Source organism: Glaciecola punicea (assembly GCF_001756615.1).
Classification (GTDB): Bacteria; Pseudomonadota; Gammaproteobacteria; order Enterobacterales; family Alteromonadaceae; genus Glaciecola; species Glaciecola punicea.
The window spans coordinates 69,585-87,818 of sequence record NZ_LZXY01000005.1; the positions used below are offsets into that span (position 1 = coordinate 69,585).

General features: G+C 43.4%; 17 protein-coding genes and 4 tRNA genes. 5 read left to right on the forward strand and 16 right to left on the reverse strand.

Annotated features, from left to right (window positions below; genetic code table 11):
- Window positions 1-5 precede the first annotated feature (5 nt).
- The 4 genes from corC to miaB form a co-directional block, all read right to left on the reverse strand.
- Window positions 6-866 carry a CNNM family magnesium/cobalt transport protein CorC gene (gene corC / locus BAE46_RS07965; protein WP_006003219.1) on the reverse strand — a complete coding sequence of 287 codons (861 nt, stop codon included), beginning with the start codon at window positions 864-866 and terminating at the stop codon, window positions 6-8.
- Window positions 867-980: 114 nt separating this feature from the next.
- A complete protein-coding gene (gene ybeY, locus BAE46_RS07970; protein ID WP_006003220.1) occupies window positions 981-1,493 on the reverse strand; it encodes an rRNA maturation RNase YbeY in 513 nt (170 codons plus the stop codon).
- A 39-nt stretch (window positions 1,494-1,532) separates the two neighbouring features.
- The gene (locus BAE46_RS07975) at window positions 1,533-2,588 is read right to left on the reverse strand and encodes a PhoH family protein (protein WP_006003221.1); all 1,056 of its coding nucleotides are present in this window, start codon (window positions 2,586-2,588) and stop codon (window positions 1,533-1,535) included.
- Window positions 2,589-2,652: 64 nt separating this feature from the next.
- Window positions 2,653-4,080, reverse strand: a complete 1,428-nt coding sequence (gene miaB, locus BAE46_RS07980; protein ID WP_070112310.1) for a tRNA (N6-isopentenyl adenosine(37)-C2)-methylthiotransferase MiaB — start codon at window positions 4,078-4,080, stop codon at window positions 2,653-2,655.
- Between the two features lie 513 nt (window positions 4,081-4,593).
- On the opposite strand from miaB, the gene BAE46_RS07985 reads away from it, so the two are divergent.
- Window positions 4,594-5,787, forward strand: coding sequence for an FAD-dependent oxidoreductase (locus tag BAE46_RS07985; protein ID WP_006003223.1), 1,194 nt, complete (start codon window positions 4,594-4,596; stop codon window positions 5,785-5,787).
- Between the two features lie 96 nt (window positions 5,788-5,883).
- Window positions 5,884-6,057, forward strand: a complete 174-nt coding sequence (locus BAE46_RS14785) for a hypothetical protein (RefSeq protein ID WP_006003225.1) — start codon at window positions 5,884-5,886, stop codon at window positions 6,055-6,057.
- 64 nt (window positions 6,058-6,121) lie between these two features.
- Here the strand turns inward: BAE46_RS14785 and BAE46_RS07990 are convergent, their stop codons facing one another.
- The 12 genes from BAE46_RS07990 to lolB all read right to left on the reverse strand — a co-directional run bounded on the left by BAE46_RS07990 (window position 6,122) and on the right by lolB (window position 14,306).
- Window positions 6,122-7,603, reverse strand: a complete 1,482-nt coding sequence (locus tag BAE46_RS07990) for an alanine/glycine:cation symporter family protein (protein ID WP_070112312.1) — start codon at window positions 7,601-7,603, stop codon at window positions 6,122-6,124.
- Window positions 7,604-7,796: 193 nt separating this feature from the next.
- Window positions 7,797-7,872: transfer RNA gene (locus BAE46_RS07995), tRNA-Gln, on the reverse strand.
- Between the two features lie 39 nt (window positions 7,873-7,911).
- Window positions 7,912-7,987: transfer RNA gene (locus tag BAE46_RS08000), tRNA-Gln, on the reverse strand.
- Window positions 7,988-7,991: 4 nt separating this feature from the next.
- Window positions 7,992-8,076 (reverse strand) — tRNA-Leu (locus tag BAE46_RS08005).
- 25 nt (window positions 8,077-8,101) lie between these two features.
- Window positions 8,102-8,178, reverse strand: a tRNA-Met gene (locus BAE46_RS08010).
- A 171-nt stretch (window positions 8,179-8,349) separates the two neighbouring features.
- Window positions 8,350-9,441 carry a redox-regulated ATPase YchF gene (ychF, locus tag BAE46_RS08015; RefSeq protein WP_070112314.1) on the reverse strand — a complete coding sequence of 364 codons (1,092 nt, stop codon included), beginning with the start codon at window positions 9,439-9,441 and terminating at the stop codon, window positions 8,350-8,352.
- A 51-nt stretch (window positions 9,442-9,492) separates the two neighbouring features.
- Window positions 9,493-10,077, reverse strand: a complete 585-nt coding sequence (gene pth, locus BAE46_RS08020) for an aminoacyl-tRNA hydrolase (RefSeq protein ID WP_006003234.1) — start codon at window positions 10,075-10,077, stop codon at window positions 9,493-9,495.
- A gap of 3 nt (window positions 10,078-10,080) precedes the next feature.
- Complete coding sequence (locus tag BAE46_RS08025) at window positions 10,081-10,746, reverse strand: 50S ribosomal protein L25/general stress protein Ctc (RefSeq protein WP_006003237.1); 666 nt, start codon at window positions 10,744-10,746, stop codon at window positions 10,081-10,083.
- A 257-nt stretch (window positions 10,747-11,003) separates the two neighbouring features.
- On the reverse strand, window positions 11,004-11,453 hold the full coding sequence (locus tag BAE46_RS08030) for a hypothetical protein (RefSeq protein ID WP_006003239.1): 450 nt from the start codon (window positions 11,451-11,453) through the stop codon (window positions 11,004-11,006).
- Window positions 11,454-11,655: 202 nt separating this feature from the next.
- Complete coding sequence (locus BAE46_RS08035) at window positions 11,656-12,603, reverse strand: ribose-phosphate pyrophosphokinase (RefSeq protein ID WP_006003241.1); 948 nt, start codon at window positions 12,601-12,603, stop codon at window positions 11,656-11,658.
- Window positions 12,604-12,741: 138 nt separating this feature from the next.
- Entirely contained in the window at window positions 12,742-13,617 is an 876-nt protein-coding gene (ispE, locus tag BAE46_RS08040) for a 4-(cytidine 5'-diphospho)-2-C-methyl-D-erythritol kinase (protein WP_006003242.1), read from the reverse strand.
- On the reverse strand, window positions 13,605-14,306 hold the full coding sequence (lolB, locus tag BAE46_RS08045) for a lipoprotein insertase outer membrane protein LolB (protein WP_070112316.1): 702 nt from the start codon (window positions 14,304-14,306) through the stop codon (window positions 13,605-13,607). The genes ispE and lolB overlap by 13 nt, the downstream gene beginning before the upstream one ends.
- Window positions 14,307-14,631: 325 nt before the next feature.
- Between lolB and hemA the strand changes: the two genes are divergently transcribed.
- The 3 genes from hemA to prmC all read left to right on the forward strand — a co-directional run bounded on the left by hemA (window position 14,632) and on the right by prmC (window position 18,103).
- Window positions 14,632-15,894, forward strand: a complete 1,263-nt coding sequence (gene hemA, locus BAE46_RS08050) for a glutamyl-tRNA reductase (protein ID WP_070112318.1) — start codon at window positions 14,632-14,634, stop codon at window positions 15,892-15,894.
- Between the two features lie 112 nt (window positions 15,895-16,006).
- On the forward strand, window positions 16,007-17,092 hold the full coding sequence (gene prfA / locus BAE46_RS08055) for a peptide chain release factor 1 (protein WP_006003245.1): 1,086 nt from the start codon (window positions 16,007-16,009) through the stop codon (window positions 17,090-17,092).
- A 105-nt stretch (window positions 17,093-17,197) separates the two neighbouring features.
- Window positions 17,198-18,103 (forward strand): peptide chain release factor N(5)-glutamine methyltransferase, encoded by a 906-nt coding sequence (prmC, locus tag BAE46_RS08060; protein ID WP_070112320.1) that lies wholly within the window; start codon window positions 17,198-17,200, stop codon window positions 18,101-18,103.
- Window positions 18,104-18,234: the final 131 nt, after the last annotated feature.

Genomic DNA, 18,234 nt, shown 5'->3' on the forward strand with positions numbered 1-18,234 from the left:
ACAGCCTAACTCTCCAATTCGGGTAAATACACCTTAAGTTGCAATAGGCGTCGTTTATCAGAGTTAGTGACTTCGAACTGTACGTTATCTACATTTACTTTTTCGCCTGTTTCGGGCATGTGGCCGAAGGCGCGCAGCACTACGCCACCAATAGTATCTGATTCATCGGAATTAAAAGATGATTCAAAAAACTTATTAAAATCGTCAACGGGGGTGAGGGCTTTTACAGAATAGGTTGACTTATTAAGCGGGCGGATATTGCCACTATCCGTAATTTCATCATCAAACTCATCTTCAATTTCACCCACAATGAGTTCAAGTATGTCTTCAATGGTAACCAAGCCCGAAACACCACCGTACTCGTCAACCACTATTGCCATATGGTAGCGCTGCTGCCTAAATTCTTTTAGTAACACGTCAACCCGTTTGCTTTCAGGCACAATAACTGCTTCTCTAATAACGTTTCTAAGCACAAAGTTCTTTTCGTCATTAAACGCATAGGGCAGAAGATCTTTCGCTAGCAGTATACCTTCAATGTGATCTTTGTCTTCACTAATAACCGGAAATCGTGAGTGAGCAGACTCTAATACTAAGGGTAAAAACTGATCAACCGTTTGTTCAATATCAATGGTAATCATTTGTGCCCGCGGGATCATAATTTCGCGGACTTTAATCTCGCTGACACCCATAACACCTTCGATCATTTCTTTTGTTTGAGGGTCAATGACATCTCTGAACTCGGCATTAGAAATTAAGTTTGATAACTCTTCTTTATTTTGCGGCTCCCCTTTAAAGTTGGTCATAAATTTACCTAACCAGCTTTTGTTAGAAGAACCGTTGGGTGAAGGGGGGTTGTCATCGCTCATTATTTAATTCGCATCTTATATAGTAAAGTTAAAAGTGTGTGAAGTTGGTATAGGCGACGGTTATGTTAAATGCGCAGGCCAACTGAATTCACGTTGATATCGTTATGGCTATGTTTAACTAATTTGATATGGGTCGTCAATACCTAATTTAGCTAATATTGTTATTTCGAGGCTTTCCATTTCATGTGCATCAGCATCTTGTATGTGGTCAAGGCCCATTAAATGAAGCATACCGTGTATGCACATATGCGCCCAGTGATGTTCAAGGGTTTTTTGCTGCTCAAGGGCTTCATTTGCCACTATTTGAGCACATATAACCAAGTCGCCTAAAAAAGCGCTGGGAACAAAGTCAGGTAAGTCACTCTCAAAAGACAGCACATTAGTGGGCTCATCTTTACCTCTGTATTGGGCGTTTAAAGACTGGGATTCTTCAATTGATACTATGCGAATGCTAAGTTCAGGGAGCAAGTCATTACTTTTTTGTTGCTCAAGGGCTAACGAATCATTTGCTAATGAATAGGCCAGCTTCAACCATTGGCTAATGGTGTCTTGTGTAGGCAGGCTCTTTGAAACAGTGTCAGCCAAATCGTCGGCAAACTGAACATCAATTAATAAATTATCACTCATGTCACTCTACGTCCTTGTAGGTGCTACTGACGGAATTATCTATTTGCCGTTTGATGACGTGTTATCCCTGTTAAATTGGTCTTGCTTTTCTTGTCTTTTCTTAGCTTGAAGGGCGTCTTGAACTGACTCGTAGTTTTCGTAGGCTTGCACAATTCTTGCCACCACAGGATGACGTACAACGTCGGTCGCGGTGAAGAAATTGAAACTAATGTCGTCAACATCGGCAAGTACATCAATCGCTTGGCGAAGACCCGAGCGCGTGCCGCGGGGTAAATCAACTTGCGTAATATCACCCGTAATGACCGCTTTTGAATTAAAGCCAATGCGGGTTAAGAACATTTTCATTTGTTCTACTGTGGTGTTTTGTGATTCATCAAGAATAATAAAAGCATCGTTTAAGGTGCGCCCTCGCATATATGCTAATGGAGCTACTTCAATCACATTACGTTCAATTAGCTTTTCAACTTTCTCAAAACCCAGCATCTCAAATAGTGCATCGTATAGCGGCCGTAAGTAAGGGTCGACTTTTTGGGATAGATCACCCGGCAAGAAACCTAGCTTTTCACCGGCTTCAACCGCGGGTCGTGTTAGCAATATGCGTCTAATCTCTTGTCTTTCTAAGGCGTCTACCGCACAGGCTACTGCCAGATACGTTTTGCCTGTACCTGCAGGGCCTACGCCAAAGGTAATATCATGGGTAAGCACGTTGTTTACATATTTAGATTGATTTGGGTTGCGAGGTTTAACAATGCCGCGCTTTGTTTTTATACTTATTTCTTTAGCGTGAGTATCTGCCTCAGCGTGCTCTAGGCATTTTGCTTCTTGAATCGCTAAATGAACTTGTTTAGGTTCTAAAACAGGTACACTACCACGCACTGGCTGCGTTTCTATATATAGTAGCTTCAGTAATTCACTTGCGCCGTTAGCCTGCTGAGGTTCACCGTGCACACTAAACTCGTTATTACGGTAGATAATCTCTACCCCTAAACGACGCTCTATTTGCTTTAGATTTTCATCGAACGGGCCACAAAGGCTAGATAAACGTTTAGTGTCTTGTGGATCTAGTATCACTTTATTGCTGACTATTTTACTCAAGTAGTTTCCCTATCTTCGTTTTTTCAAAGTGTGTGTTGGCACATTATAAAATCGCTATTTTCGCTTACGCAGGCATTATTTGAATAACGCCAAGCTGGTTAGGCGTAGGCTTTTTGGCCAAAATGCTTTGTGGAGATACGGCAACGCGCAGGCCCATATCGGCTTCACGACGGATCACGTCGCCGCGCAGTGAGTTGCTATAAACCGATGTAACAGTAACATCAACGAACTCACCAATCATGTCGGGCGTACCTACAAAGTTAACTACGCGATTGTTCTCAGTTCGACCGGTTAGCTCCTTGGGATCTTTCTTCGAAGGTCCTTCAACTAGCAATCGCTGCTGGGTATCTAGCATATTGCGCGCAATTTGCTGGGCGTTTTGATTGATACGCTGCTGGAGTATTTGTAATCTTTTCTTTTTCTCGCTTTCGGGCACGTCGTCTACCGCATCTGCTGCGGGTGTGCCGGGTCTGGCGCTGTAAATAAAGCTAAAGCTCATGTCGTAACCCACAAAATTAATAAGGTCCATGGTGGCTTCAAAGTCTTCATTCGTTTCACCCGGAAAGCCTATAATAAAGTCAGAAGACATAGCCAAATTTGGGCGTACTTTCTTTAATTTGCGAATAATCGACTTATATTCAATAGCGGTGTGGCCGCGTTTCATCAGGTTCAAAATACGGTCGCAGCCCGACTGTACGGGTAAGTGTAAGTGGTCAACTAATTCAGGAATATGCGCGTAAGCTTGAATAATATCGTCTGTAAATTCAACGGGGTGAGAGGTGGTGTAGCGAATTCTGTCGATGCCATCTATGCTGGCAACGAGCTCTAGCAGTTCAGCAAAACGACACACCTCGCCGTCAAAATGATCACCTCTAAAGGCGTTCACGTTTTGGCCTAATAAATTGACCTCACGCACGCCTTGGGCTGCTAATTGCGCAATTTCGAGCAAAACGTCGTCCACAGGCCGGCTAACTTCTTCGCCGCGTGTATAGGGTACCACACAAAAACTGCAGTATTTTGAGCAACCTTCCATAATAGACACGAACGCGGTAGGTCCGTCGGCGCGCGGCTCTGGCAAACGGTCAAACTTTTCAATTTCGGGAAAGCTAACGTCGACCACTGAGCGTTCGCCGCCTTTTATTTGGCCAATCATTTCGGGCAAGCGATGCAGTGTTTGCGGCCCAAAAACGATATCGACAAATGGCGCGCGTTTACGAATTTCGTCGCCTTCTTGCGACGCCACACATCCGCCAACGCCAATGATCAGCTCTGGTTTGTCTTTCTTGAGATTTTTCCAGCGACCCAACTGATGAAACACCTTCTCTTGTGCTTTTTCACGAATAGAACAAGTGTTGAGTAAAATAAGGTCGGCGTCAGCGGCTTCTTCCGCCATTGTATAACCGTGAGTTACGTCTAAAAGGTGCGCCATTTTTTCCGAGTCGTACTCGTTCATTTGGCAACCCCAGGTTTTTATAAATAATTTTTTGCTCATTTCACTTCATCAAATTTTGGTTAGTGGGTAGATGTGCCGATAACGTAGCACCTAAATTATTCTGCCACATTATTACTATACGCAGTGGCGTCAATAAAGACTTTAATAATACTCGATAGTATTTTTTACCACCGTTCAAATTGGCCGATATGTTACCTGTAATTTAGGCACAAGGCTAGTGCTAAAGGGTATAGGAAAGGTCGTGTGAATTAATTCTTTCACTAAATGTAAGGTGTTGTTTACTATATCTATTTTATCAATGAGACAATATTTACCTATAGAAGTAGATAAACTTCATAATCGCGCTGTGGATTATGAAGTTTTATCAGCGGTAAGTAGTAACTTACTCGTCCCTTATTTGAGTAATTCAATATCCGTAGGTGTTCACTATCCGTTCTAAACCCCTTCTTTACAATAGAAGTTATATTACAATTGTACGAAGATTCAATTACTGGCAGTGCTATGGCATACTCTGTACATGAAGCGAGTATGTGAATGTAGAAGTGACAATTTATGCTTGAAACAAAGTTTGACTGCTGCGTAGTTGGCGGAGGAATGGTGGGGGCTGCGTTGGCCTTAGGACTTGCAAAGCAATTTCATAAGGTTGCTTTAATAGAAAAGAAGCCCTTAGCGGGATTTGATAAAGCACAGGCCCCTGATATCCGTGTATCTGCCCTTAATATGCACTCTATCAACTTGCTTAAGTCCTTAGGCGCCTGGCAGCATGTGCAAAAAATGCGTTATCGGGCTTACGATACCCTGAGCGTATGGGATGGTGAAAGTAGCCGCAAGCACTTGTTCGATAAAAGTCAAACAACGCAGTTTAAAGCTTCTGAGATTGATCGCGAGTTGCTTGGCTATTTTGTTGAAAATAGACTGCTTCAGCTTGCCCTATACGACGAGATAAAAGCCAACTGGACGAATGAAATAACCTGCATTCATGAGCAAACCATTAGTAGTATTGATGTTGAGCAGGGTAGTCTTATCCTTAGCAGCGGCCAGCTTATTGAGGCGCGTATTTTGCTTGGTGCTGATGGCGCAAACTCGCAAATTCGTCAATCTGCTGGTATTCCCACAAGCGGTTGGCAGTATGCACAAAAAGCTAACGCTGTGCTGATTAAAACCAAAGAAAAAGTGCCAGATGAAACATGGCAAGCATTTTATGCCACGGGTCCGCGTGCTCTTTTACCGATGCATGACCATTATGCCTGCCTAATTTGGTATCACAACGCTACAAAAAGTAAATGGATCCAGAAGGCGTCTAAAGAGGATTTGAAAGCCGCTGTCATTAATGATTTTCCTGATGTGTTGGGTGAGTTTGAGATTGTAAAAGTAGCTGGGTTTCCCATTACGCGAATGCATGCCCATCGTTACGGGCAAGGCAAGGCTATTATTGTTGGCGACGCCGCACACACTATCAACCCTTTAGCTGGGCAAGGCGTTAATTTAGGCTTTAAAGATGTAGACGCTCTCTTAAGCATTATTCAGCACGAGGGCTTAGATAAGCCGAAAAGACTAATTGCGCTATACGAAAACAAGCGCCGCGTACCTAATTTGCTGATGATGTCGCTAATGGACGTGATTTATCATGGTTTTTCAAACACTTTCATGCCCATGCAAATTGCGCGCGAGATTGGTCTTAAAGTGGCTGATAAAGCGGGTCCACTTAAAAAAATGGCGCTAAAGTATGCGATGGGCTTGGTCTAACAGTAAAGTAATGTGTGTAGACAATGGCCTGTTTGTCTATGCTTTGTGTACTTACTCTATATTGGTCATTTTTGAAACTATATTAAAGAGGAGTTTATGTCAGTTTTTGCTATTTTAGGGGTCTTATTACTAACCTTAGTCATCTTGATCCCACTGTTGGAAAAGTTTGGCAAACCTATGAGTGATGAACATACAGCAAAGATCTCTCGTTGGATATTCCCGCTTTTACTCGTGGCGATACTGGCCGGTCTGTTGACGACATTTTTATAGCGCGCTCAACAGCAGCCCACTAAACGAAAATATTGCCAACAAAGCCTTCGAACGCATTTATTTGCTATGTCTTCGACTGCCAAATTTCCTTCTCTTCTAGTTCTCCCTGAATCAAGCAGTCATCTTGCGCAAAGGTAATTTTCTTATTCAGCTTGCGTTTCTCACGATAGTCATTGGTTACCGCCACAATAGTGGGCGTTAAAATAAATATGGCAATAATGTTAACTAAGGTCATCATACCTAAGGCCATATCTGCCATTGCCCACACCATGGGCAAAGAGGCGACCGAACCCCATAAAATCATGAGTAAGTAGCCGGTAGTATAAAAGCCTCGGCCAAACTTATTATCGAGCTTAAACATGTGCAGGTTACTTTCGCCGTAGGCATAGTTAGCCACCACCGAGGTGAACGCGAATAGGCAGATAGCGGCTGCTACAAAGTCGCCTCCTACGCCGCCTAAGTGCGCTTCCATTGCGGTTTGCGTGAGCCTTATTCCTTCCATTTCACCAATACCTGTTTGTGTGCCAAGTAAAATAATGAAGGCGGTGCAGGTACACAGCACCATGGTGTCAATAAACACGCCAAGCATTTGAACGTAGCCCTGTGAAGCAGGGTGGTTAGGCTCGGGTGATGCAGCTGCGGCGGCATGAGGAACACTGCCTGATCCGGCTTCGTTTGAATAAAGGCCACGCTGAATACCGTTTTTAATGGCAGCTGCTAATGCGCCTGCCCCAGCCTCTTGAAGGCCAAAGGCGCTGGTAATAATGTCGTATAATACGCCCGGCAGTAATTGAATATTAATAATTGTTATTACTAAGGCAACGGTAACGTAGGTAAGGCCCATAAACGGTACCACGTACTCGGCAAAGCGTGCAATGGCTCTTAGTCCGCCTACCACTATTAAAGCGGCTAACACCACAATACCCAAGCCAGAATAAATAGTATCTAGCTCATAGGTATTGTTAAGTGCATCGGCAATGGTGTTTGCCTGCACGGCGCTAAATACGAAGCCGTAGCCAAAGAATAAACACAGCGCAAACAACCATGCAAAGGCTTTATTTTGAATGCCTTGCTGAATATAATAGGCTGGACCACCGCGGAATTGCCCTCTGGAATCTTTAATTTTATAAACTTGTCCAAGCACACTTTCCGCATAGCCTGTGGCCATTCCCAGCAGAGCAATGACCCACATCCAAAAAATAGCACCCGCACCGCCTAATGATATTGCTACCGCTACGCCCGCTAAGTTACCTGTGCCAACGCGCGCTGACAAGCTTGTACACAGCGCCTGAAAAGAACTGATACCGGCGTCGTCCGATTTTGTGCTTTTGCGCATAAGCGAAAACATATGCTTGAAATCAAGTATTTGAATAAACTTTAAACGCCAGCTAAACCAGCTGCCTGCGATCACTAATAGAAATATTAGAATGCCGTAGGTGGTCTGGTCGCCCCAGAGCCAATAATTGGCGATGCCTACTACATAGGTAGCGGCGTTTTGAACAGGAGTTAGAATATCTTGAAGTAGCCAGGTGATAATGTCATTCATAGGGGAAAAGGTTAATTACTGTTTCTACAACTTGTGTGTATTGTGCAAGATTTTTAGTCGTTTAACCACGTCAAATCAAAAAACAATAAAAAAAAGTGCTTATGAGAAACATGATATCGATAATGAAGGCATATGCTGAGCTTTAAAGGCATAAATAAAAAGCGCCGACTGCTAAATATCGACGCTTTATATATGGCTGGGGTAGCAGGACTCGAACCTACGAATGACGGGATCAAAACCCGTTGCCTTACCAACTTGGCTATACCCCAAAAAAGCTAGCCTTGGAGGCTATCTTTATTGGAAAAAAATGGCTGGGGTAGCAGGACTCGAACCTACGAATGACGGGATCAAAACCCGTTGCCTTACCAACTTGGCTATACCCCAGCAATGGTGCGGAAGGAGAGACTTGAACTCTCACGCCGTGAAGCACTGGAACCTAAATCCAGCGTGTCTACCAATTCCACCACTCCCGCACGGAGTTACTCAGGCAAAGTAAAATGGTGGCTACGGCGGGACTCGAACCTGCGACCCCATCATTATGAGTGATGTGCTCTAACCAGCTGAGCTACGTAGCCTGTATTCACTGTGCTTCTAAGTGGCGCGTATTATGCTTAGTTGAACACAAAGCGTCAACCGTTTTTTGTCAAAAATATATCAAAAAAGGATGGTTGACTATAATCTAAGCAGCAACGTCCCTATTTACAACTTTTACGCAACTCTTCGGCTAAATATAAAGTAGATAACAGTTATACATTAAAACGAAAATGAATTACGTCACCGTCTTTTACGACATACTCTTTACCTTCTAAACGCCATTTACCAGCTTCCTTCGCGCCAGACTCACCTCTGTTTCCAACATAGTCGTTAAAGGCAACAATTTCTGCACGAATAAAGCCTTTTTCAAAGTCAGTATGTATTTTACCCGCCGCTTGAGGCGCTGTAGAGCCCTCGGGAAAAGTCCACGCGCGGACTTCTTTAACCCCAGCTGTAAAATAGGTTTGTAGATTGAGCAAATCATAGCCTGCACGAATAACTCGGTTTAAACCAGGCTCTGTTAAGCCGAGCTCATCCATAAATTCTTGTTTTTCTTCTTCGTCAAGCTCAGCAATGTCTGATTCTACAGCGGCGCAAATACTCACTACTACCGCATTTTCTTTTTTGGCAATCGCTGTTACTTGGTCAAGATAAGGATTGTTTTCAAAGCCTTCTTCATTCACGTTGGCAATATACATGGTTGGCTTAAGGGTCAAAAAGTTCATGTAAGATATTGCTGCACGTTCTTCTTTGCTTAATTCAAGCGCTCTTAATAAGCCGCCATCGTTTAGGTGCGGCGTTATTTTCTCAAGTACTTTTAGCTCAAATTTAGCCTCGCTGTCACCACTTTTGGCGCGCTTACCTACTCGTAAAATAGCTTTTTCAGTGGTTTCTAAATCGGCAAGGCCCAACTCGGTATTAATAACGTCAATATCTTCTTGTGGATTCACTTTTCCGGCAACATGAACAATGTTGTCGTCATCAAAGCATCGTACTACATGACCTATAGCATCGGTTTCGCGTATGTTGGCTAAAAACTTATTGCCTAAACCTTCTCCTTTAGATGCACCTGCGACTAAACCGGCTATATCCACAAACTCCATAGTGGTAGGAATAACACGCTTGGGATTAACAATTTCTGCAAGCTGATCTAAGCGTGTATCGGGCACCGGCACTACGCCTGTGTTTGGCTCTATTGTGCAAAAGGGAAAGTTTGCTGCTTCTATTCCTGCTTTTGTTAATGCATTAAATAGGGTCGATTTACCGACGTTTGGCAAACCTACTATGCCACATTTGAAACCCATAATTACCTCTGTTTATTGTGTGTGAACTGCCTAAACACTTAAGCGCTAAGGTTATAGCGCTTTAAAGCTGTGCAGCCGGTGTTGTGCTTTTGTTAGGTTTTGTTCATATAAAATTGGGATACAGCGCATTGCTTCATCAATGGCATCTTCAATGCGGGCGTATTCTTCAGGTGGCGCTTTTGACAATACATAGCCTGTTACTTTACTCGCATGGCCCGGGTGGCCTATGCCAATGCGCAAGCGCAAAAATTCTCGCTGATTCCCCATGCTGCTAACAATGTCCTTTATGCCGTTTTGGCTAGAGCTTCCGCCGCGCTTGAATTTGGCAATGCCGGGGTCAAAATCCAATTCGTCGTAGGCGACTAATATTTCATCAATGTCAATTTTATAGAACTGACAAACAGCAGCAACAGACTTGCCGCTTAAATTCATAAACGTAGTGGGAATAAGAAGACGGACGTCTTCATCGGCAATAATGCCGCGTCCCGAAAAACCAAAAAACTTAGGGTCGAGTTTTAGGTTTATAGCAAACCTTGACGCTAAGCTTTCTAAAAATTGTGCACCGGCGTTGTGCCGTGTTTGATGGTATTGTGGGCCTGGATTACCTAGGCCCACAATTAGCCGTATAGCGGACACCAATTAATCCTTGGCGTCTCCTGCTGCGTTTGGAGCATTAGGGGCAACTGGTGCGCCTTCCTCTTCGTCATCAGCAACTGCAGCGCCTCTAGCTTGTTTAATACTAACAACCGCTAAATCGTGCTCTTCGCCTCTTGTTAATTCAACAGACTCGACGCCTTTTGGGAAGGTAACATCAGATAAGTGAAGTGTCTCATCTAGCTTAACGTTAGCTACGTCTATCTCAATGAACTCAGGCAGATCTTTTGGTAAGCAGGTTATTTCTATTTCATTCATGTGGTGCTCAGCGTGGCCGCCTTCAAGTTTAATAGAGTCTGCTTTGTCTTCATTCATAAAATGAATAGGTACGTTTGTAGTAAGTAACTCACCAGCAACGATACGAATAAAATCAATGTGCGTTACTTTTGGCTTAAATGGGTGGCGCTGCATATCTTTAACCAACGCTTCTTCTTTCTTACCGTCTATATTGATAGTCAGCACGTGTGAGTAGAAGGCTTCAAAATCTTGCGCTTGATTCACTTTGTTGTGATCAAGCGAAAGTGATACTGGCTCTTTGCCGGCACCGTAAATAATAGCGGGTACTTTTCCAGCGTGACGTAGGCGGCGGCTCGCACCTTTCCCTAAGTCAGTGCGCACGGTAGCATCCAGAGTAAATATTGCATCAGACATTATATGTCTCCAAGGTTTGTATTATTACGATTGCGTAAATAATACGATTAAGTGAGTAGCTTTTTGCGACCAAAAACTACGTGATATACAGTTGTTGTGTTCGTTAACGACAGTGCAGTATCTTATTGATAATAATGTCTATGTAAACGTATAAAAACACCTTAAAATATATATGCCGCTTGTTCGAAAACGGCGGCATATTTTAGCACTTATATTGCATAGCTTACAATCTGAAATTGTCTAAAAGCAGTTTATATTTACATGCTCTGATTTATATCGCTTACTTTTGAGTCGTCAATGATTTTTATCTCGAGTACTTTAACTAAGGTGCCAAACTGCTGTGTGGTCATTCTATCGGTTATGGGCTGCACCTTCATCTCAACAATTAAGCCATTTTTACGATGCTCTTCTTTCAAGCCAGAAGGCATATATTTTTTGCCATCATTAGCAATGAAACTGTAAAACCCGCCTTCAAAGCTTTGATACCGAATTTGACCGGTAAGAATCATTGTTTTGTCTTCTTTTAATTGCGGATCTACCGTTTTCACCACTGCCATTTGAGATTGATAAATGGGGCTTTGAGCTGTGCTTGCTGTGCTTTTTTCTGTAATCTTGTTACTGCCGCAGGCCGATACACTCACCATCATTATTGCGGCAACGAAGTATTTTGGTAAATTAACATGATTTTGTGTCAATACGTTTAACATTTGTTGTTCTGTACTTTATGTAAAGTGACGCGGCTAAAGCTGAGGTGTGTCAAAGTCAGTAGTTTGTATAAAAGGCGATCAGACATTATTTCCCTCAATATTTGGCAAGGATAGTGGCCTTTAGTTCCCTCATACCCGTTGCAGCAACATAAAAAAGGCCTACCAAAAGATAAGCCTCAACTATTAAATATGCAAGTGTAATTTAATATTCAAACATGGCCGATATAGACTCTTCGTTGCTAATACGACGGATAGTTTCTGCTAGCATCTCAGATAAGCTCAACTGCTTCACTTTTTTGATTTTTTTCATTTCAGCGGAAAGCGGAATACTGTCTGTTACAATAATTTCATCAATTAATGAGTCTTCTAGGTTTCTCGCGGCATTACCAGAAAATATTGCATGCGTGGCGTAAGCATATACGCGTTTTGCGCCGTGGGCTTTTAAAGCCTCGGCTGCTTTTGCTAAGGTGCCACCGGTGTCAATCATGTCATCTACAATGATGCAGTCTCGGTTTCGCACATCACCAATAATATTCATTACTTGCGCAACGTTTGCTTTTGGACGGCGTTTGTCGATAATCGCCAAATCGGTGTCGTTGAGTAGCTTTGCTGTGGCTCTTGCTCTAACCACGCCGCCAATATCGGGTGATACTACCACGGGCGAGTCAAAATCTCGTTGGAACATGTCATCAAGCAATATGGGGGTACCAAACGCGTTGTCTACAGGCACATCAAAGAAACCTTGAATTTGCTCTGCGTGTAAATCGACGGTGAGAACCCGATCTACGCCCACGTTAGACAAAAAGTCGGCGACTACCTTAGCGGTAATGGGCACTCTGGCAGAACGCACGCGGCGGTCTTGTCGAGCGTATCCAAAGTAAGGGATAACCGCAGTAATACGACCTGCAGATGCGCGCCTAAAGGCGTCAATCATAACGATAAGTTCCATTAGATTGTCGTTGGTAGGAGCACAGGTTGATTGGATAATAAAAACGTCGGAACCGCGTACGTTTTCATGGATTTCTACGCTGATTTCACCGTCACTAAAGCGACCGCAAGTAAGATTTCCTAATTTTGTGTACAAACGTTCGGCGACTTTCTGGGCAAGTTCAGGAATGGCATTTCCTGTGAAGAGCTTCATATCAGGCACAAGTTATTCCTCGGTGCGTATTAACTATATTGGCTGGGATGGCAGAGATTGAACCTTTTAATGGCGGGATCAAAAGACGCTGCTTTACCAACTTGGCAGTACCCCAAATGCATGTTCAGGGGCAGTGATACTTTACGATTACGTACATTGTGCAAGCTTTACATGCAGTGGAGATACATCAAGGCCTTTAGCAACGAACGCTGTGACCCTATCAGGTAAATACTGCATGACGTCTTTTGCTCGTTCTAATGTAGTAAATTTGGCAAAAACACTGGCACCTGTGCCCGTCATTCTCGACGGTGCGTAGTGTAGCAATCTGTTGAGTAAATTTGCAACCTCAGGTTGCAAATTACAGACTAATTTCTCACAATCATTTCGTGTTAATGCAAATTTATACTCATTAATATCTAGTTTATGAGAATTTCTGGGTAAATCAGGATGCGTAAAAATTGCCTGCGTAGAAATATGCGCATCGGGTGTCGCGATTAAATAGTAAGCGGGTTCAATATGAGTATTACTTAGTTTATCGCCAATGCCATGGGCAAATGCACTGTGACCATTAACGAAAACGGGTACGTCTGCACCCAACGACTTGCCCAGCAAGAGCAGCTCGCTTTGACGTAAATTGCACTGCCACAAGTAATTTAACGCCACCAACACAGTGGCTGCGTTAGACGAACCACCGCCTAATCCAGCGCCCATTGGAATTTTTTTACGTACATAAATATTAGCGCCTAAAGATGGATTTGACCGATAAGGCAGCAGCAAACAAGCCGCTTTATAAATTAAATTATCTTGTGTTTTTACGCCGTCAATATTATCGCTAAGTGTGACGTTGGATAATGCGTTAAGCTCTATGCCTATTTTGTCGCCGTAATCGAGCAGTTGAAACAGCGTCTGTAGCTCATGATAGCCATTCTCATGACGGCCACAAATATGCAAAAATAGATTAATTTTTGCGGGGCTGGGCCACCATTCAAGCGTAGGTTTTATTGCGGGGCTTACTGGCTCCATTCACTAATTCTCATTTTAATGGTGGCTTGGTTACCTGAGTTGTACATATTTATTTGTGTGGGTAATTGGTATTGAATGTTGTTTATGGTCACATTAGCATAGCTTGTATAGTCAATTGTCCATTGGTCGCAGCGAGATTTTTCGCTGCCTTCATTGGCGCAAACTGGTTTTATTTGCTTGATGAGTCCATTCTCATAGCGCGTAATTTGCTGGGTGTTTTGCGCCATCACTACCGTTGTATACGAATCGTTAGCTGTGAGCTTATTATTTAAGCGTCCGCCTGGTGAAGCTGCACCTTTTACCCAAGTGCTTAACTGCTCCAAGGGGACCTGCCATCCCGTTGTTTGATAAATTAGCGCGGACGGCGAAGGGTCTTGATAAGTTTTGCCATCGGCTTGCAGTATGGCCAGTTGTCCGTCAAACGACAGCGACGCGACATTAATGCCTAGAACACTGCTTAGATCAAACTGCATGCTACGATTATTTTGCTGCCAGTTCATGTAAGCACTTTTTCGCTGGGAAGGGCTTATAAATGCAATTTTACCTTTTAATTTCCACTGCTGAAGCTGCGCTAAATTATTATTTAAATTAATCACGGCTTGGCTTTCTAAAGCCGGTTTGCCTGAACAAGCTGCTAAGCAACATACTACCAAAACACAGGCAAGGCGTTTTATATGACGATCTTTCAATAAGCCGCCTATTACTGTCCGTTTTCTTGAACAAAGTGTGCTTAAAAAAAGATTGCTCAAACAAGTATCTCTAAAAAGTTTATAAATTGAAGCGCTATGTTGCCCAAAGCTAAGCTGTAAATGTGGGCGATTAACGCACTTATAACAAGACATGTATGAAACTTCATGTTAATTCGTTTTTGAACACTCAAGTTGATACTAATCTACGCTTAAACATACGGCAATATCATGTTTTTTTCTAACCTTAATTTGTATTTCTTTAAATCTAAGCCACTTTTGACTACAATGCGCTGTCAATGAATAACCTTACTAGAAATCATAATACATGAGTTTTATCGCCATTGGCATAAATCACCAAACCGCGCCTGTTAACATACGTGAAAAGGTGGCATTTACGCCCACGACACTTGCAGGTGCGCTAAAAGATTATGCACAGCGAAAAAAAAATGCTGAGCTGGTTATCTTATCGACTTGCAATAGAACCGAGATATTTGCCAATAGTGAGCAAATAAGCCCTGCGGATTTGTCGACGTGGTTAGCCGAAATTCATCAGTTAGACTTAAGTGAATTAGGGCAATACTTGTACACTTACGAAAATGCGCCAGCCATAAGACACCTGATGCAGGTAGCCTGTGGCTTAGACTCTCTTATTTTGGGTGAGCCGCAAATACTGGGGCAGGTAAAACAAGCGTTTTCGGAAGCAAAACACGTTGGCACAGTGAACGGTCACTTTGAAAAAATTTTCCAAAATACCTTTGCCGTAGCCAAAAAAGTCCGCACCCAGACCGACATTGGGGCGAACGCTGTGTCTGTAGCCTACGCAGCAGTGCAGCTTGCGAAACAAATATTTTCAGACTTATCCAATAGTCATGTCATGCTAATAGGCGCGGGGGAAACTATAGAGCTTGTGGCCAAACACTTAGCCCAGTTTGACTTAAAAAAGATAACCGTTGCAAATCGCACGCTAGCCAACGCGCAAGCACTGGCCGACGCCTTACAAACTGAGTCCGAAGCCATTACCATTAGTGAGATCCCAGGCCGCCTAGCAAAAGCTGACATTGTGATCAGTTCTACTGCTAGTCCTTTACCAATACTAGGCCAAGGCGCAGTGACTAGCGCACTAAAAGAACGCAAATACAAACCCATGCTAATGATCGATTTAGCCGTGCCGCGCGATATTGAAGAGCAGGTAAGCGAGATAGATGATGTATACTTATACACGGTTGACGATTTACAGCATATTGTGCAGCAAAATGTAGCGAACCGCGAGCAAGCGGCCAGTCAAGCCAATGAAATTATTCAAAACAGTGTGTTAGAACTGCTGCTTTGGATAAAACAGCACAAAAAAATTGATTTAATAAAAACCTATAGAGATAAATCCGAAGCTACCCGCCAAGCACTAGCAGAAAAAGCGCTGGCAAAACTTGCGCAAGGTGAAGCGCCCGAAAAAATATTACAAGAATTCAGCTATAAGCTATCTCAAGCAATGATGCATAGTCCTACAAAAGCGATGCAAAAAGCCATTGTTGATCCTAAAACAGGCGCGCTAGATTTGCTTGAAGATATATTTGGCCGAGATAATAAGTAGGCGTAGCTGATGAAATGAAGATTGCGTGAACACACACTGTTTTTTGTAACAGTGTTACTACATTCACATGGCGGTGCTTTTACTAAGAGAGCTAGCCGCACTAAGGAAATACATGAAAGACTCGGTAATACAAAAATTAGAATCGTTGGTTGAACGCTTTGAAGAGGTTCAAGCACTCTTGGGCGATCCAAGTATCATCGGCAACCAAGATAAATTTAGAGGATTGTCAAAAGAATACTCACAGTTAGAAGAAGTAGTTAAGCAGTTTGGCGAATTTCAAGGCGCACAACGTGATATAGCCTCTGCGCTTGAAATGATCCAAGAAGAAGATGCGGAAATGCGCGAAATGGCGCAGGAAGAGCTTAAAAACGCAAAGAAGAACAGCGAGCAAATAGAAACAGATTTACAAATACTACTGTTGCCACGCGATCCTGACGACGACAACGACTGCTTTTTAGAAATAAGAGCTGGCGCGGGCGGCGACGAAGCGGCAATTTTTGCCGGTGACATGTTCAGAATGTATTCTCGCTACGCTGAAACGCAAGGCTGGCGCTTAGAAGTGATGAGTGCGAGTGAAGGCGATCACGGCGGATATAAAGAAATAATCGCGCAAATTAGCGGCAACGGCCCCTACGGTATATTAAAATTCGAGTCTGGCGGACATCGCGTGCAGCGGGTTCCTGACACAGAATCTCAGGGCCGCATTCACACCTCGGCTTGTACCGTTGCCGTATTGCCGGTAGTGCCTGAATCTCAAGCCATTGAAATTAACCCTTCCGATTTACGAGTAGATACTTATCGCGCCTCGGGTGCGGGTGGGCAGCACGTTAACAAAACCGACTCGGCCATACGTCTTACGCACATCCCTTCGGGTGTGGTGGTAGAGTGTCAAGATGAGCGTTCACAGCATAAAAACCGCGCTAGAGCAATGTCGGTATTGCAAGCAAGACTTAACAATATCGAAAAAGAAAAGCGTGACGCTGAAGAAGCCAGTACTCGCAAGTCACTCGTTGGCAGTGGCGATCGTTCAGAGCGTATTCGTACTTATAACTTCCCCCAAGGGCGTGTTTCTGATCATCGTATCAACCTTACCTTGTATAAGCTAGATGACGTAATAGCCGGTGACTTAGGGGCACTGTTAGGCCCTATTAGACAAGAGCATCAGGCCGATTTATTAGCAGCGCTAGCGAGTGATTAATACCTTGTTGCGCGCAGTGATCGTGAAGGGCAATTTGGATTGAAAGTCGGATTCAATGCTGAATTAAAGGCCACTGCACGTACTATTCATGGAGCGTGCTAAACCATGCATAAATGCGAAAATATAGATGAGATTAGCATTTCAGGTTTGCTGGATTGGGCAAAACATCTTATTCAAGCGCAACATGATCTAATGTTTCAAGCGCCACCGCTTGAGGCTAGGTTATTGTTTACTTTTGCCACGAAGGAAAACCACACATGGCAGATAACATATGGCAACCAAGCGGCTACTCAGCATTTGAGTAAGGAGCAAATAGCGCTTTATGTAAAGGTGGTAAATCAAAGACTCTGTGGCACCCCCATTGCGTTTATTTTGGGTACACAAGAATTTTGGTCACTCACTTTAAAGGTATCAAAATGCACCTTAATTCCGCGTCAAGACACTGAAATCTTAGTTGAAACGGCGCTGTCTTTGCCACTTCCTTACAGTGCTTGTGCGCTCGATTTAGGCACAGGCACGGGCGCAATTGCGCTTGCACTAGCGAAAGAGCGAAAGCAGTGGCAAGTACTTGGTATCGATAAAGTAGCGCAGGCCGTTGAACTTGCCCGCGAAAACGCTTTGTTGAATAATGTGCAGGCTGTTTTTTTGCAAAGCGATTGGTTTAGTGCGCTTGATACTCACGAAGGACGCAAAACCTTTGACATTATTGTGACGAACCCCCCCTATGTGGAAGAAGATAGCAACTGTGTTGCGCAAGGTGATTTGCGTTTTGAGCCCTTAAGCGCCTTAGTTTCTGGCAAAGACGGTCTAGACGATATTAGGCACATTATTCGCCAAGCCAAGCCATACTTAAATGAGGACGGTTATTTATTGATTGAGCATGGCGCAGGGCAATACAAAAATGTGCAGTCATTACTTAAACATGCAGGTTTTGTTGATATAAGGTCGGTGGCAGATATTAACCAAATTCAGCGAATTACGCTGGGTAAATCGATCATAACGACATCTTAGTATGTAAATGACCCACAAGCGTAAATAAATAGGGACAATTGCAAGTAACGAGTAATATCGACGGTTTATCATCTAAATACGACAAGCAGCCAAAATAACCAAGCGCCACAATTTTTTAAATAAAAAAGAGA